Here is a 13982-nt window from a genome sequence, read left to right on the forward strand (position 1 = left end):
GCACGATGTTCAACCTGGCGGAAGAGCTCTTCGCACCGGGCCGTAAGCACACCGAGGACGAGCGTCAGCGGCTCGCCCTGACCAGGGAGGACCAGGGCGACGGCGATCCCGGGAAGGGGCCGATAGACCTGACCTCGGGCCGAGTGACGATACGCGTCCCGGGACCGGCCGCCACGAACGATCAGGGCGCCCAGGGTGCGCAGGCCTTAGGGAGTCGGCTCCAGGAGGCGGAGGCGGTGGGCGAGGGCAGCGGCCTCGCCGCGGCCGGAGACGCCCAGCTTGGCGAGGATGTTGGAGACGTGGACGCTCGCCGTCTTCGGTGAGATGAAGAGCTCCTCGGCGATCTGGCGGTTGGTGCGGCCGGCGGCGACCAGGCGCAGGACGTCCTGCTCCCGGGGCGTCAGGCCGAAGGCGTCGTCTCCCGGCTCCGGTTCCGGTGCGTGGTCCGGGGTGGTGAGGGAGAGACGGGCGCGGGCGGCCAGGAGTGCGACGTCCTCACGGAGCGGGTGCGCGCCGAGGCGGACGGCGGTGGCATGGGCCTCGCGCAGCAGGGCCGCCGCCTCCTCGCGGCGGCCGCCCTCGGCGAGCAGGGCGTCGGCGAGGCGGTGGCGAGCCTGGGCGAGCTGGTAGGGGCGCTCCAGCCGCTCGTAGGCGGTGACGATCTCGGCCCAGCGGTCGACGGGCCGGCGGTCCTCCGCACGGTCCGTCTCCGCCGAGACGTACAGGGAGTACGCCTCCCAGACGGGTGCGGGGGTCGCCAGCTCCCGTACGCAGCGGCGGATCAGGGCGATCGCCTCCGCGCGGCCCTCCTCGGCGGCGGGCAGGCCGAGCGCGTCGGCCTCCGCGGTGGCGGCGGCGAGCAGCAGCGGCCAGGCCTCTCGGTGGGTGCCGAGCGGGAAGCCGGACTCCACGGCGGCGGCGAGCACGGTCCGGACGTCCTGGATCCGGCCGCCGGCGGCGGCGATGCTCAGCTCGACCATGCGCGTCGGGACGGTGTACTGCGGCATGGGGTCCGCCTCGCCGAAGTGCTCGCGGGCGGCGGCGAGCTGGGTGACCGCGGTGTCCAGCTCACCCCGGGCGAGGGCCAGTTGGGCGAGGCGCAGGGCCACGGAGCCGCGTGGCTTGGACCGGATGCCGTTCTGTTCCAGCCACTCGCAGTTGCGCTGGACCTCGCACCAGAGCCCGAGGGAGAACTGCGACTCGGCCTGGTTGGAGCGGATCCAGCCCTGGCTGTCGAGGAGGCCGTGGTCACGAGTGAGCCGGATGCCGTCCTCGGCGACGTCGACGGCCTCCTGGGAGCGGCCGAGGTTCTCCAGGGAGTGGGAGAGGTTGACGTGGGCGCGGGAGGATTCGTGGTGGAGGCCCAGGGTGCGGGTGCGGTCGCGCACCTCGTACATGGTGGCGAGTCCGGTCTCGCGGTCTCCGGCGCCAACCTGGAGGGTGCCGAGGGTCAGGCGGGCGCTGAGCTCGATGGACTCGTCCTTGACGAGGCGGGCGTATTCGACGGCCCGCTCGGCGGCGGCGAGGCTCTCCGGGCCGGGCTTGTGGAGCATCCCCCAGCCGGCGGCCACGGCGAGGATGCGGGCGTGCACGCCGGACGGGGGCATGCCCTTGACGAGTTCCTGGGCGGTGGCGATCTCGTCCCAGCCGTCGGAGCGGCCGAGTCCGGAGACGATGCGGGAGCGTTCGGTCCAGAACCAGGCGGAGCGCAGGGGGTCGCGGTCCTCGTCCTCCTCCCCTTCGAGGAGCCGCAGGGCCATCTTGCCGATCTTCAGGGCGCGTTCGCGCTCTCCGCACAGCCGGGCGGCGTACGCGGCCTCGGCGAGCAGGTCGAGATAGCGCAGCGGCGTGGTCTCGGGGTCGCAGCCGCACGGAGGGTACGCCTCGGCGTAGTCCATCGGGCGCAGGGAGCCGCGCACCTCGGCGGGGACCTCGTCCCAGAGTTCCATGGCCCGTTCGAGGAGCCGCAGTTGTTCGGCGTACGCGTAGCGCTTGCGGGCCTCGACGGAGGCGCGGAGCACGGCCGGCAGCGCCCGGGAGGGGTCGTGGGCGTGGTACCAGTAGCTGGCGGACCTGGTGGCGCGTTCGTCGGCGCGGACGAGGGAGGGGTCGGTCTCCAGGGCCTCGGCGTAGCGCCGGTTGAGCCGGGAGCGTTCGCCGGGCAGCAGGTCGTCGCTGACGGCCTCGCGGACCAGGGAGTGGCGGAACCGGTAGCCGTCGCCGTCCGGGACGGGCTGCAGGATGTTGGCGCCGACGGCGGCGCGCAGCGCCTCGATGAGGTCGTCCTCGGAGAGCCGGGCGACGGCGGCGAGCAGCGCGTATTCGACGGTGGAGCCGCCTTCGGCGACGATCCTGGCGACCCGCTGGGCGTCCTCGGGGAGCGTCTCGACCCGCACGAGCAGCAGATCGCGCAGGGAGTCGGTGAGGGCGCCGGGGGCGCAGCCGGACTCGTGGGAGACGACGAGTTCCTCGACGAAGAAGGCGTTGCCGTCGGAGCGGTCGAAGACCTCGTCGACGAGGGCGGCGTCGGGTTCGGCGGCGAGGATGCCGGTGAGCTGGCGGCGCACCTCGGCGCGGGTGAACCGGGCGAGTTCGATGCGCCGGATGGTCCGCAGCCGGTCGAGTTCGGCCAGGAGGGGGCGCAGCGGGTGGCGGCGGTGGATGTCGTCGGCGCGGTAGGTGGCGACGACCACGATCCGGCCGCGGCGCAGGGTGCGGAAGAGGTAGGCGAGGAGGTGCCGGGTCGACGCGTCGGCCCAGTGCAGGTCCTCCAGGACGAGCACGATCGTACGGTCGGCGGCCAGCCGTTCCAGGAGTCGTACGGTCAGTTCGAAGAGGCGGGCGGTGGAGTCCTCGTTGGAGGGCTCGTGGCTGCCGACGTCGCCGAGTTCGGGGAGGAGGCGGGCGAGTTCGCCCTCCTGCCCGGCGGCCGCGGCCGCCAGTTCGTCGGGGAGCCGGCGGCTCAGCGCGCGCAGGGCGGTGGAGAAGGGGGGGGGGGGGGGGCGCGCCCCCCCCCCCCCGCCGCCCCCCCCCCCCCCCCCCCCCGCCCCGCCCGCGCCCGGGGGGCGGCGCCACCCGCGCCACCCGGCGCGCGCGGGCGCGCCCGGCGCCGGGCCGGGGCCGAGTACAACACCGCCCCGCACGGCGAGTACGGCGCCGGGGTCGCAGGCCGCGTCGACGAACTCCTCGATGAGCCGCGTCTTGCCCACGCCGGCCTCGCCGCCGATGAGCAGGGCCTGGGGCTCTCCCTCATCGGCGCGGACGAGCGCGTCGGTGAGGGCGGTGAGTTCGCCGGCCCGGCCGACGAACACGGGGCTGACTGACCTGGTCTCCACGGCGCCGAGCATCGCACAGACGTCCGGGGTCGTGCTCATACGGGGGTCACGCGGCCCGGACGAAGCGGCCTCGCTCGGCTCCCACCCGCCCTTCGGAGTCATGGTCCCCGGACCGGGCGGCCGCCTTCGCGGCCCGCCGCGCCTTGACGGCCTGGCGGGCCAGGCGCTCTGCGGCGGCCTCACGAACGCGCTCGTCGTGGTCCATGCGGTGCAGTTCGTACGCGAACATTCGATGCTCCCTGGTGTCGGTATCGCTCCTTGCGATGCCTCTACTCTCGTTTCCCAGGGGGTGTCGCCACATCGGGCGAGTGCCGCATGTTCGGCGTACGGGGGGCCTTAGGAGGGGGCCCAGGGGGTACTTAGGGCGCCGCCGGGAGACTCAGGAACAGGTCGAAGTACATGCCCGCGGACAGGAACAGTCCGATTCCGCCCAGTACGGCGCCGGCGACGGCGACGGCCCGGACCCAGACGGGGCGCTGCGGGCGGGTGAGGACGACCACGGCGGTGATCAGGGCGAGGAGCGAGAAGAGGCCGTTGACGAGTGCGGTGGTGTGCCAGGCGTCGCCGTAGATCTCGGAGATCTGCTGGGCGGCCGTGCCGCCCTGGGCCTTGATCTGGCCGATGAGCGTCTCGCGCTCGCTGCCGACCTTCCCGACCCAGGTGCCGCTCAGCGCGGCGAGCCCGAGGGCGGCGGAGACGACGGCCGCGGCGCCCGCGCCGACGCCGGAGGAGACCGCGGGTTCCTCGTCGGCCGTCTCCGGCTCGTCGAGGTCGTCGAGCTCGTCGAGGTCTCGCTGCTCGTCCGGCTCGTCGACGGCGGCGAGGGCATCGCCGGTGTCGACGGCCTCCGTGGTCTTCACGGCCTCCGCGGTCTTCTCGGCTTCCGTGTTCTCGTCAGTCTTGGCAGTCATGCACCGCACGCTAGGTGCCGCGTATGAGAAGGGCCTTAAGAAGCCCGTCCGGCCCCGAGCGACTTCCACTCCGGCGCGAGCACCGACCAGACCTCCATGTCGAGGCGCTGCCCCCGGTAGGGGTAGCTCTCCCGGAGCACGCCGTCCTTCGTCATGCCGAGCCGTCGGGCCACCGCGATGCTGGCCTCGTTCTTCGAGGAGACCAGCCACTCGACGCGGTGGATGGAGCGCTCCACGATCGCCCAGTCGATGATGGTGCGCGCGGCCCGGGTGACCAGGCCCTTGCCGACCGCCGACGGCTCCAGCCAGCAGCCGGCCTCGGCCGTTCCGAGGGTCACGTCCATGGTGCGGAAGAGCACGCCGCCCACGAGGGTGCCCCCGGTCCAGATGCCGTAGATCCGGCCGGCGTCGTTCGCGGCCTTCTCGGCGTACGCCTTGAGGAAGGAGCGGGCCGAGTCGAGGTCCGCCACGAAGTCGGGGAGCGCGATGTGCTGCCCGACGTACTCCCGCCCGCGGTTCATGTGGGTGAGGAACTCCTCGGCGTGCGAGGGCTCCAGCGTCCTCAGCTCGGCACCGTCGTCACCCAGCGATATCGCGAACATCCTCGTTGTCCTCCGCGTTCGAAACCGTCACACGCTGCATGGGGATCTTCGCACGGGTGTCGTCCCGTTCGGCGTCCCGGGCGTCGGCGGCGGCGCGGGACTCGGCGGGTTCGATGCTGATCCGGGGCAGTCGGCGGTCGAGCCAGCGCGGCAGCCACCAGTTCGCGCCGCCGAGCATGTGCATGAGCGCCGGGACGAGCAGCGTCCGCAGGACGAAGGCGTCGAGGGCGACGGCGGCGGCGAGCGCGATGCCGAACATCGCGATGACCCTGTCGCCGCTCAGGACGAAGGCGAGGAAGACGGAGATCATGATGACCGCCGCGGAGTTGATCACCCGGCTGGTCTCGGCGAGCCCGACCCGGACCGCCCGCCGGTTGTCGCCGGTCTCCAGCCACTCCTCGTACATCCGGCTGACCAGGAAGACCTGGTAGTCCATGGAGAGCCCGAAGAGCACCGAGACCATGATCACCGGCAGGAAGGGTTCGATCGGGCCGGCGCTGCCGAGACCGAGCAGCTCACTCCCCCACCCCCACTGGAAGATCGCGACGACGATCCCGAAGGAGGAGGCGACGGCGGCCACGTTCATGGCCGCGGCCTTGAGCGGGATGCCGATCGACCGGAAGGCGAGCAGGAGCAGCAGACAGCCGAGCGCGATGACGACGCCCACGAAGAGCGGCAGCTTGCCGACGATGATCTCGGCGAAGTCGTCGTACGAGGCGGTGACGCCGCCGACGTGCACGTCCAGCGAGGTGCCCTGCTCGGCCGAGGGCAGCACGTCCGTGCGCAGCCGGTCGACGAGTTCGCTCGTCGCCTTCGACTGCGGCGAGGAGTCCGGTACGACGGTCAGGACGGCCGTGTCCCCCGCGCTGTTGTACGTGATGGGCGAGACGGACTCGACGCCTCGGGTGTTCGCCAGCTCGCCCGGCAGTTCCCCGAGCGCGACCCGGTCGTCGGCGCCGTCGAGCTGGGCGACGAGGGTGAGCGGCCCGTTGACTCCGGGCCCGAAACCGTCGGCCAGCAGGTCGTATGCCTGCCGCGTCGTCGCCGTGGCCGGACCGTTGCCCTGGTCGGAGGTGCCGAGGTGGAGCGAGAGGGTCGGCAGGGCGAGGACCAGCATGACGACGGCGGCGACCGCGCCGAGCAGCTTGGGGTGGCGCTCGACGAAGGCGGACCAGCGGGCGGCGAAGCCGGTCGGCAGCTCGGGCTGCGGGCCGTGCTCGGCGAGCTGCCGCCGTTCGCGGCGGCTGAGCGCGCGCATCCCGATGAGGGAGAGCAGCGCGGGCAGCAGGGTGACGGAGGCGGCGACGGTGAGGACCACGGTCAGCGAGGCGGCGATGGCGACGCCGTTGAGGAAGCTGAGCCTGAGGATCAGCATGCCGAGCAGTGCGATGCAGACGGTCGCGCCCGCGAAGACGACGGCGCGGCCGGTGGTCGCGACGGCGATCTGCGCGGATTCGGCGACCGAGAGCCCCCGTTTGAGGCCCTTTCGGTGCCGGGTGACGATGAACAGGGCGTAGTCGATGCCGACGCCGAGGCCGATGAGCAGGCCCAGCATGGGCGCGAAGTCGGCGACCGTCATGACGTGGCCGAGCAGCGCGATCCCGGAGTACGCGATGCCGACGCTGACGAGGGCGGTGGCGATGGGGAGCGCGGAGGCGGCGAGCGAGCCGAAGGCGAGGAAGAGGACGACGGCCGCGACGACCACTCCGACGGCCTCGGCGGTATGCCCGCCGGGGGCCTCGGTGAGGGCGATGGCGCTGCCGCCGAGTTCGACCTGGACGCCGTCGCCGGCGGCCGCGCGGGCCGTGTCGACGAGCGCCTGGGCCTGGGCCTTCGGGATGTCGTCGGCCTGCTCGTGGAAGACGACGGCGGCGTAGGCGGTGTGCCCGTCCTCGCTGATCTGCGCCTCGGCGGCCGGGGTGTCTCCGTACGGGGAGGTCACCGACGCGATGCCGGGCAGTTCGGCCACCTCGTCGAGCATCTCGGTCATGCGCTGCTCGATGCCGGTGGCGCGGACACTGCTCGTGTCGGTGTGCCAGACGATGGTGTCGCTGTCGCCGCCCGCCCCGGGGAAGCCCTCGTCGAGGAGCGTGGTGGCACGGCCGGACTCGGTGCCCGGCACCTCGTAGTCGTTGGAGTACGCGTTGCCCGCTACCGCTGCGCCGGCGACCGCCCCGCCGAGGGCGATGAGCCAGAGCAGTACGACGACGAGGCGGTGCTTGATGCACCACCGTGCGATGGCTGCCAAAGGACGTGCTCCCTGGTGGGTGGTTCGTGGATCTTTACCGGGGAACAGCCCGCAAAGAACGCATGACCTACGTCAGGCCACTGTTGCAGCCTTAAGAGATCCTTTGTCCCTTTCGTGTCGTTACTCACAGCGCTACGCGGAAGCTCAGGCCTTTGGTCCCAAGCTTCCGCGCGAACAGAGCATTGAGGTGGTTCTCAACCGGAGACGCTCGGCCGCCCGTTCTCGATGTGACCCATGAGCCGTCGGCGGAAGCCGCCGGGTGCGGTCACCTCGAGGTCGTACCAGCCGTGCGCGTCGGCCGCGGAGTGCACGAGGGTACGGCTCCTGCCGGGCTTGACGGTGACGGTACGGGTCCAGTCACGGAGGTCGTCCCGGTCGACGTAACCGAGCGGGCGGACGGTGAAGGAGACCGGGGCCGAGCCCGTGTTCCGTACGGTGAGATGCAGGTCACGGTCATGATGGTCGATGTACGAGGCGACCTCGGCACCGCCCGCCGCCGGGCCCTCGAACTCGCGGCGGAAGCCGTTCGGACCGGTGATCGTGAACCGGTAATGATCACGCGTAAGGGGTACCGCCCATTGCGCCGTGCCCCTTACGTCCTGGTGCTGGGGGACGGTGAACTCGCCGGCGTACGGATAGAGCGCGAAGTGGACGCTCGCCTTCCCGCTGTTCCGCAGGGCGACGGAGATCTCCTTCTCCCCCACCTTCGCGGCGGCGTCCGGCTGGTACGGCAGCGGGCGGGCGGGGCGGGTGCCCGGCTCCTGGACCGGCATCCGCTGGACCGCCGGGGGCTGCGGCCGCCAGCGGCCGGAGAACGGCGGGATCGGGCCGGGCTGCTCGACCTCGGGCTGCCGGTGACCGCGGCGGAAGTCGAAGGCGGAGGTCAGGTCGCCGGTGACGGCGCGGCGCCACGGGGTGATGTTGGGTTCCTGGATGCCGGTGAGCTTCTCCAGGAAGCGGACCACGGAGGTGTGGTCGAAGGTCTCGGAGCAGACGTAGCCGCCGACCGACCAGGGGGAGACGACGAGCAGCGGGACGCGGATGCCGAGACCGGTGGGCAGACCCTTGTACCGCTCGTCGGTGTTGTCCGCCGGCGGGACGGGCGGCGGCACGTGGTCGAAGAAGCCGTCGTTCTCGTCGTAATTGATCAGCACGACGGTGTGGCCCCACACGTCGGGGTGCGAGCCGAGGGCGTCGAGCACCTTGTAGACGAGCGAGGCGGAGGCGATCGGCGAGGAGGAGCCGGGGTGCTCGGAGTCGATCGCGGAGGGGACGAGGTACGAGACCTCCGGCAGCGTCCCGGCGGCCACGTCGGCGCGGAAGGCGTCGGCCAGCTTGCCGGTCTCGACGCGGCGCAGTCCGCGCTCGAAGAGCGAGCGCTCGGCGGCGGTGAGCGTGGCGACGCCGTCCTCGAGGGCGGCGAGGAGACGGGTCCGCTCGGCGGTGTCGTCGGTGTCGCGGACGGCGGCGTAGAAGGACTCCATGAAGGTGTGCCCGCCGGTGGTGGCGAGCGCCTTGCGGGCGATCTTCTTGAAGCTGGTGAAGAACTCGATGTTGTTGTCAGTGAAGTTCTCCCACTCCGTGTACGTCTTCCAGCTCCGCCCGGCCGCTTCGAGGCGCTCGGCGTAGGTGGGCCAGGAGTAGCCGGGGTGGGAGCCCTCGGCGTACGCGGCGTTGGTGACGGCACGGCTGCCGTCGGCCTCGAAGCCGGTCCAGCCGGACCACAGGTGGTTCCGGTTGGGGCTCGTCGAGGTGTGGATGGAGGAGTGGTAGGCGTCGCAGATGGTGAAGGTGTCGGCGAGCTCGTAGTGCAGCGGGATGTCCTGGCGGTCGTAGTACGCCATGGTCGCCGCGGTCTTGGCGGAGACCCAGCCGTCCATCCAGCCGTCGTGCCAGGCCTTGGCGCCGCCGCTCCAGGAGTGGTCGAGGTCGCCGATGTACTGGAGATCCTTCTTCTGGGTCTCCGCAGCGCTGCGGATCGGGAACGGCAGCACGGTCCGGCCGAGGGCGGCGGGCTGCTCGAAGACCGGCTTGCCGGAGGGGAGTTCGACGGCGTTGCGGTCACCGAACCCGCGGACGCCGCGGAGGGTGCCGAAGTAGTGATCGAAGGATCGATTCTCCTGCATGAGGATCACGACGTGCTTCACCGCCGACATCCCGCCGGCCGGGGGCCCCGCGGCGATGGCCTCCTGCAGCGACGGCGGAAGCAACGACCCAGCTGCGGCGACACCGAGGGCGCCGCCGCCCAGGGCGAGGAGCCTTCTGCGAGACATCTCGGGTGACACGAACGACCTCCAGACGACGGCCAATGGTTCGCCTTCGAGCCATTGGGTGGTACGCGGGGGACGCTAGTGAGACCGAATGACGGTGAGAAGACCCGGCGACGGCGGGGTGGTGAACGTCCATCAGGCCGTCAAGGAAGTCCAAGCGAGTTTCGGCCATGGAGGGGTGAGCGCGCGGCGCCGTCCCTACTTGACGTGCACGATCTGGATCAGATTGCCGCAGGTGTCGTCCAGGACCGCCGTGGTGGACGGACCCATCTCCAGCGGGTCCTGGGTGAACTGGACCCCGAGCCCGCGCAGCCGGTCGAACTCCGCCTGTACGTCGTCCACGGCGAAGGAGACCGCCGGGATGCCGTCCTTCGCCAGCCCCGTCTTGTACGCCTGCACCACGGGATGACGGGAGGGCTCGAGCAGCAGCTCCGTCCCCTCGGGGTCTTCCGGCGACACCATGGTCAGCCACCGGTCCGTGCCCAACGGGACGTCGTACTTCTTCACGAAGCCCAGCACGTCCGTGTAGAAGCGCTCGGCCTTCTCCTGGTCGTCGACGAAGACGCTGGTGATGTGGATCCTCATGGGGTGCTCTCCGGTCTTTCCGGCCTGAGCCACCGGCTCGCGATGCGCTCAAGGGGTTCGGTGTTCAGATCGTGGAACTTGTAGCGGCCCTGCCGTCGTGAGACGACCAGACCCGCGGATTCCAGTACGGCGAGATGCTGGCTGATCGCCTGGCGGGACAGCCCCAGACCATGCTTGGTGACCAGCCGCGCGCATATCTCGAACAGGGTCTGACCGTCCCGTTCCACCAGCTCATCGAGGATGCGCCGACGGGTGGGATCGGCCAGTGCCTTGAAGACATCCTCCGTCATGCCCCCCACCATAGGCAAGTAACCACTTGCCTATCAACCGCGAGCCCCGCACGACAAGAACGGCCCGCCCCGGAATCCTCCGGTGCGGGCCGCCCTCGTACGCCTACCTGCGAGCCAGGTCGATCAGCCCTCGCTGACGCCCAGCTTCTCCAGGATCAGGTCCTTCACGCGCGCCGCGTCCGCCTGACCGCGGGTGGCCTTCATGACCGCGCCCACCAGCGCGCCGACCGCCGCGACCTTGCCGCCGCGGATCTTGTCGGCGATGGCCGCGTTGGACGCGATGGCCTCGTCGACCGCCGTGCCGAGCGCGCCCTCGTCGGAGACGACCTTCAGGCCGCGCTTCTCGACGACCTCGTCCGGGCCGCCCTCGCCCGCCAGCACGCCCTCGATGACCTGGCGGGCCAGCTTGTCGGTGAGGTCGCCGGAGGCCACCAGCTCGGTCACCCGGGCGACCTGCGCCGGAGTGATCGGCAGCTCGTCCAGGGCCGTGCCCGACTCGTTGGCGGAGCGGGCCAGTTCGCCCATCCACCACTTGCGGGCCTGGTCCGCCGGCGCACCGGCGTCCGTGGTCGCGACGATGAGGTCGACCGCGCCCGCGTTGAGGATCGACTGCATGTCGTGCTCCGACACGCCCCACTCCTCACGGAGCCGGTTGCGGCGCACGCGCGGCAGCTCGGGCAGCCCGGCGCGCAGCTCCTCGACCCACTCACGGGCCGGGGCGACGGGGACGAGGTCGGGCTCCGGGAAGTACCGGTAGTCCTCGGCGTTGTCCTTGATCCGGCCGGACGTGGTGGAGCCGTCGTCCTCGTGGAAGTGACGGGTCTCCTGCACGATCGTGCCGCCCGACTGGAGGACGGCCGCGTGGCGCTGGATCTCGAAGCGCGCCGCCCGCTCCACCGAACGGAGCGAGTTGACGTTCTTCGTCTCCGAGCGGGTGCCGAAGACCTTGGTGCCGTGCGGGCGCAGCGACAGGTTCACGTCGCAGCGCATCTGGCCCTTGTCCATCCGCGCCTCGGAGACGTCCAGCGCGCGGATCAGCTCGCGCAGCTCGGCGACGTACGCCTTGGCGACCTCGGGAGCACGCTCGCCCGCGCCCTCGATCGGCTTGGTGACGATCTCGATGAGCGGGATGCCGGCCCGGTTGTAGTCGAGCAGGGAGTGGGAAGCGCCGTGGATTCGGCCGGTGGCGCCGCCGACGTGCAGCGACTTGCCGGTGTCCTCCTCCATGTGGGCGCGCTCGATCTCCACGCGGAAGATCTCCCCGTCCTCCAGCTGGACGTCCAGATAGCCGTTGAAGGCGATCGGCTCGTCGTACTGCGAGGTCTGGAAGTTCTTCGGCATGTCCGGATAGAAGTAGTTCTTCCGGGCGAAGCGGCACCACTCGGCGATCTCGCAGTTCAGCGCGAGACCGATCTTGACGGCCGACTCGACGCCGATCGCGTTGACGACCGGGAGCGAGCCGGGCAGACCGAGACACGTGGGGCAGGTCTGCGAGTTGGGCTCGGCGCCCAGCTCGGTCGAGCAGCCGCAGAACATCTTGGTCTTCGTACCGAGTTCGACATGGACCTCCAGGCCCATGACGGGGTCGTACGCAGCGAGTGCCGCGTCGTACGACAGCAGTTCAGTGACGGTCACAGTGAGACTTTCCCTCTCAGCCCAGCAGGACGTCGTCGTCGCCCAGGCGCTTCAGCTCCCGGTAGAGGATCGCCAGGCCGGTAACGATGGCGGCGGCGGACACGGCGGAGTCGATCAGCCGCAGCATGTCGTTGTCGTTGCGGGCCATCTTGGCCTGCTTCGCGACGCTGATGGCACCGAACGCGGTGGTCGCCAGCGAGACGTAGACGCCGGTCTTCGACTTCTTGAAGTTCTTGGCCTTCTTTGCCATGGCACTCACAGCGACGGAGCCTCCTCGAGCAGCGGGTGACCCCACTTTTCCACGAAGGCGGCCTCGACGGCGGCGCCGACCTTGTACAGCCGGTCGTCCTTCATGGCGGGGGCGATGATCTGCAGCCCGACCGGCAGACCGTCCTCCGGCGCGAGGCCGCAGGGCAGCGACATGGCGGCGTTGCCGGCCAGGTTGGTCGGGATCGTGCACAGGTCCGCGAGGTACATCGCCATCGGGTCGTCGGCGCGCTCGCCGATCGGGAAGGCGGTGGTGGGGGTCGTCGGGGAGACGATCACGTCCACCTGCTCGAAGGCCTGCTCGAACTCGCGGGTGATGAGGGTGCGGACCTTCTGCGCCGAGCCGTAGTACGCGTCGTAGTAGCCGGAGCTCAGCGCGTACGTACCGAGGATGATGCGGCGCTTGACCTCGTCGCCGAAGCCGGCCTCACGGGTGAGGGCGGTGACGTCCTCGGCCGACCGGGTGCCGTCGTCGCCGACCCGCAGGCCGTAGCGCATGGCGTCGAATCGGGCCAGGTTGGAGGAGCACTCCGACGGCGCGATCAGGTAGTACGCCGAAAGGGCGAGGTCGAAGGTCGGGCAGTCCAGCTCGACGATCTCGGCGCCCAGCGACTTCAGCAGCTCGACCGACTCGTCGAAGCGCTGGACGACACCGGCCTGGTAGCCCTCGCCGCGGAACTGCTTGACGACACCGACGCGCATTCCGGCGACGGAGCCGTTGCGGGCGGCCTCGACGACCGGCGGGACCGGGGCGTCGATGGAGGTCGAGTCCAGCGGGTCGTGCCCGGCGATGGCCTCGTGCAGCAGCGCCGCGTCCAGGACCGTACGGGCGCAGGGGCCGCCCTGGTCGAGGGAGGAGGAGAAGGCCACCATGCCGAAGCGGGAGACGCCGCCGTAGGTCGGCTTGACGCCGACGGTGCCGGTGACGGCGGCGGGCTGGCGGATCGAGCCGCCGGTGTCCGTGCCGATGGCCAGCGGGGCCTCGTACGCGGCGAGGGCGGCGGAGGAGCCACCGCCGGAGCCGCCGGGGATCCGGGTCAGGTCCCAGGGGTTGCCGGTGGGGCCGTAGGCGCTGTTCTCGGTGGAGGACCCCATGGCGAACTCGTCCATGTTGGTCTTGCCGAGGATGACGACGTCGGCGGCCTTGAGGTTCTTCACCAGGGTCGCGTCGTACGGCGGGATCCAGCCTTCGAGGATCTTCGAACCGACGGTCGTCGGCATGCCGGACGTGGTGAAGATGTCCTTGAGCGCCAGCGGGACGCCGGCCAGCGGGCCGAGCTTCTCGCCCTTGGCGCGCTTCTCGTCCACGGCGCGGGCCTGGGCGAGGGCGCCCTCGCGGTCGACGTGCAGGAAGGCGTGGACCTTCTCGTCGACGGCCTCGATGCGGGCGAGGTGGGCCTCGGTCACCTCGACCGCGGTGAGCTCGCCCGCGGCGATCTTCCCGGCGATCTCGGCGGCCGTGAGCTTGATGATGGTGCTGTCCGTCATGTGATTAGTCCTCCCCCAGGATCTGCGGCACCTTGAAACGCTGCTGCTCCTGGGCCGGGGCGCCGGAGAGCGCCTGCTCGGGGGTGAGCGACGGACGGACCTCGTCCGCGCGCATGACGTTCGTCAGCGGCAGCGGGTGGGAGGTCGGCGGAACGTCTTGGTCGGCGACCTCGGAGACGCGGGCGACCGCGCCGATGATGTCGTCGAGCTGACCGGCGAAGTGATCGAGCTCTTCGCCCTTCAGCTCCAGACGCGCCAGCCGTGCGAGGTGGGCGACCTCCTCGCGCGTGATGCCAGGCATGCGATCCTCACGGGGTGAGTTTGATGGTGTTGGGCCCAATCCTATGGGGC

General features: G+C 71.0%; 13 protein-coding genes. 1 reads left to right on the top strand and 12 read right to left on the bottom strand.

Going from position 1 to position 13982, the window contains the following annotated elements:
* Window positions 1-5 precede the first annotated feature (5 nt).
* Window positions 6-323, top strand: coding sequence for a DUF6191 domain-containing protein (locus tag ACFVZW_RS17185; RefSeq protein WP_384521997.1), 318 nt, complete (start codon window positions 6-8; stop codon window positions 321-323).
* Here the strand turns inward: ACFVZW_RS17185 and ACFVZW_RS17190 are convergent.
* From ACFVZW_RS17190 to gatC, 12 genes are all read right to left on the bottom strand, one after another.
* A complete protein-coding gene (locus tag ACFVZW_RS17190; RefSeq protein WP_384521999.1) occupies window positions 207-3374 on the bottom strand; it encodes an AAA family ATPase in 3168 nt (1055 codons plus the stop codon). The genes ACFVZW_RS17185 and ACFVZW_RS17190 overlap by 117 nt on opposite strands.
* Before the next feature lie 7 nt (window positions 3375-3381).
* Window positions 3382-3564 carry a hypothetical protein gene (locus ACFVZW_RS17195; RefSeq protein ID WP_383553688.1) on the bottom strand — a complete coding sequence of 61 codons (183 nt, stop codon included), beginning with the start codon at window positions 3562-3564 and terminating at the stop codon, window positions 3382-3384.
* Window positions 3565-3694: 130 nt separating this feature from the next.
* The gene (locus ACFVZW_RS17200; protein ID WP_384522002.1) at window positions 3695-4246 is read right to left on the bottom strand and encodes a hypothetical protein; all 552 of its coding nucleotides are present in this window, start codon (window positions 4244-4246) and stop codon (window positions 3695-3697) included.
* Between the two features lie 35 nt (window positions 4247-4281).
* On the bottom strand, window positions 4282-4848 hold the full coding sequence (locus ACFVZW_RS17205) for a GNAT family N-acetyltransferase (RefSeq protein WP_384522004.1): 567 nt from the start codon (window positions 4846-4848) through the stop codon (window positions 4282-4284).
* Window positions 4826-7096, bottom strand: coding sequence for an MMPL family transporter (locus ACFVZW_RS17210; RefSeq protein ID WP_384522006.1), 2271 nt, complete (start codon window positions 7094-7096; stop codon window positions 4826-4828). Before ACFVZW_RS17210 ends, ACFVZW_RS17205 begins: the two co-directional genes overlap by 23 nt.
* A 194-nt stretch (window positions 7097-7290) precedes the next feature.
* A complete protein-coding gene (locus tag ACFVZW_RS17215; protein ID WP_384522008.1) occupies window positions 7291-9381 on the bottom strand; it encodes a phosphocholine-specific phospholipase C in 2091 nt (696 codons plus the stop codon).
* Between the two features lie 183 nt (window positions 9382-9564).
* On the bottom strand, window positions 9565-9951 hold the full coding sequence (locus ACFVZW_RS17220) for a VOC family protein (RefSeq protein ID WP_384522010.1): 387 nt from the start codon (window positions 9949-9951) through the stop codon (window positions 9565-9567).
* Window positions 9948-10241 carry an ArsR/SmtB family transcription factor gene (locus tag ACFVZW_RS17225; protein ID WP_384522012.1) on the bottom strand — a complete coding sequence of 98 codons (294 nt, stop codon included), beginning with the start codon at window positions 10239-10241 and terminating at the stop codon, window positions 9948-9950. Before ACFVZW_RS17225 ends, ACFVZW_RS17220 begins: the two co-directional genes overlap by 4 nt.
* Before the next feature lie 123 nt (window positions 10242-10364).
* Entirely contained in the window at window positions 10365-11876 is a 1512-nt protein-coding gene (gene gatB / locus ACFVZW_RS17230) for an Asp-tRNA(Asn)/Glu-tRNA(Gln) amidotransferase subunit GatB (RefSeq protein ID WP_384522014.1), read from the bottom strand.
* Window positions 11877-11892: 16 nt separating this feature from the next.
* Window positions 11893-12126, bottom strand: coding sequence for a hypothetical protein (locus tag ACFVZW_RS17235; RefSeq protein ID WP_189513203.1), 234 nt, complete (start codon window positions 12124-12126; stop codon window positions 11893-11895).
* Window positions 12127-12131: 5 nt separating this feature from the next.
* Window positions 12132-13631: an Asp-tRNA(Asn)/Glu-tRNA(Gln) amidotransferase subunit GatA gene (gene gatA, locus ACFVZW_RS17240; RefSeq protein ID WP_384522016.1), complete on the bottom strand. Its 1500-nt coding sequence runs from the start codon at window positions 13629-13631 to the stop codon at window positions 12132-12134.
* Window positions 13632-13635: 4 nt separating this feature from the next.
* Window positions 13636-13932 (bottom strand): Asp-tRNA(Asn)/Glu-tRNA(Gln) amidotransferase subunit GatC, encoded by a 297-nt coding sequence (gene gatC / locus ACFVZW_RS17245; RefSeq protein ID WP_015036350.1) that lies wholly within the window; start codon window positions 13930-13932, stop codon window positions 13636-13638.
* Window positions 13933-13982: the final 50 nt, after the last annotated feature.

Source organism: Streptomyces sp. NPDC059567 (assembly GCF_042735655.1).
GTDB lineage: Bacteria > Actinomycetota > Actinomycetes > Streptomycetales > Streptomycetaceae > Streptomyces.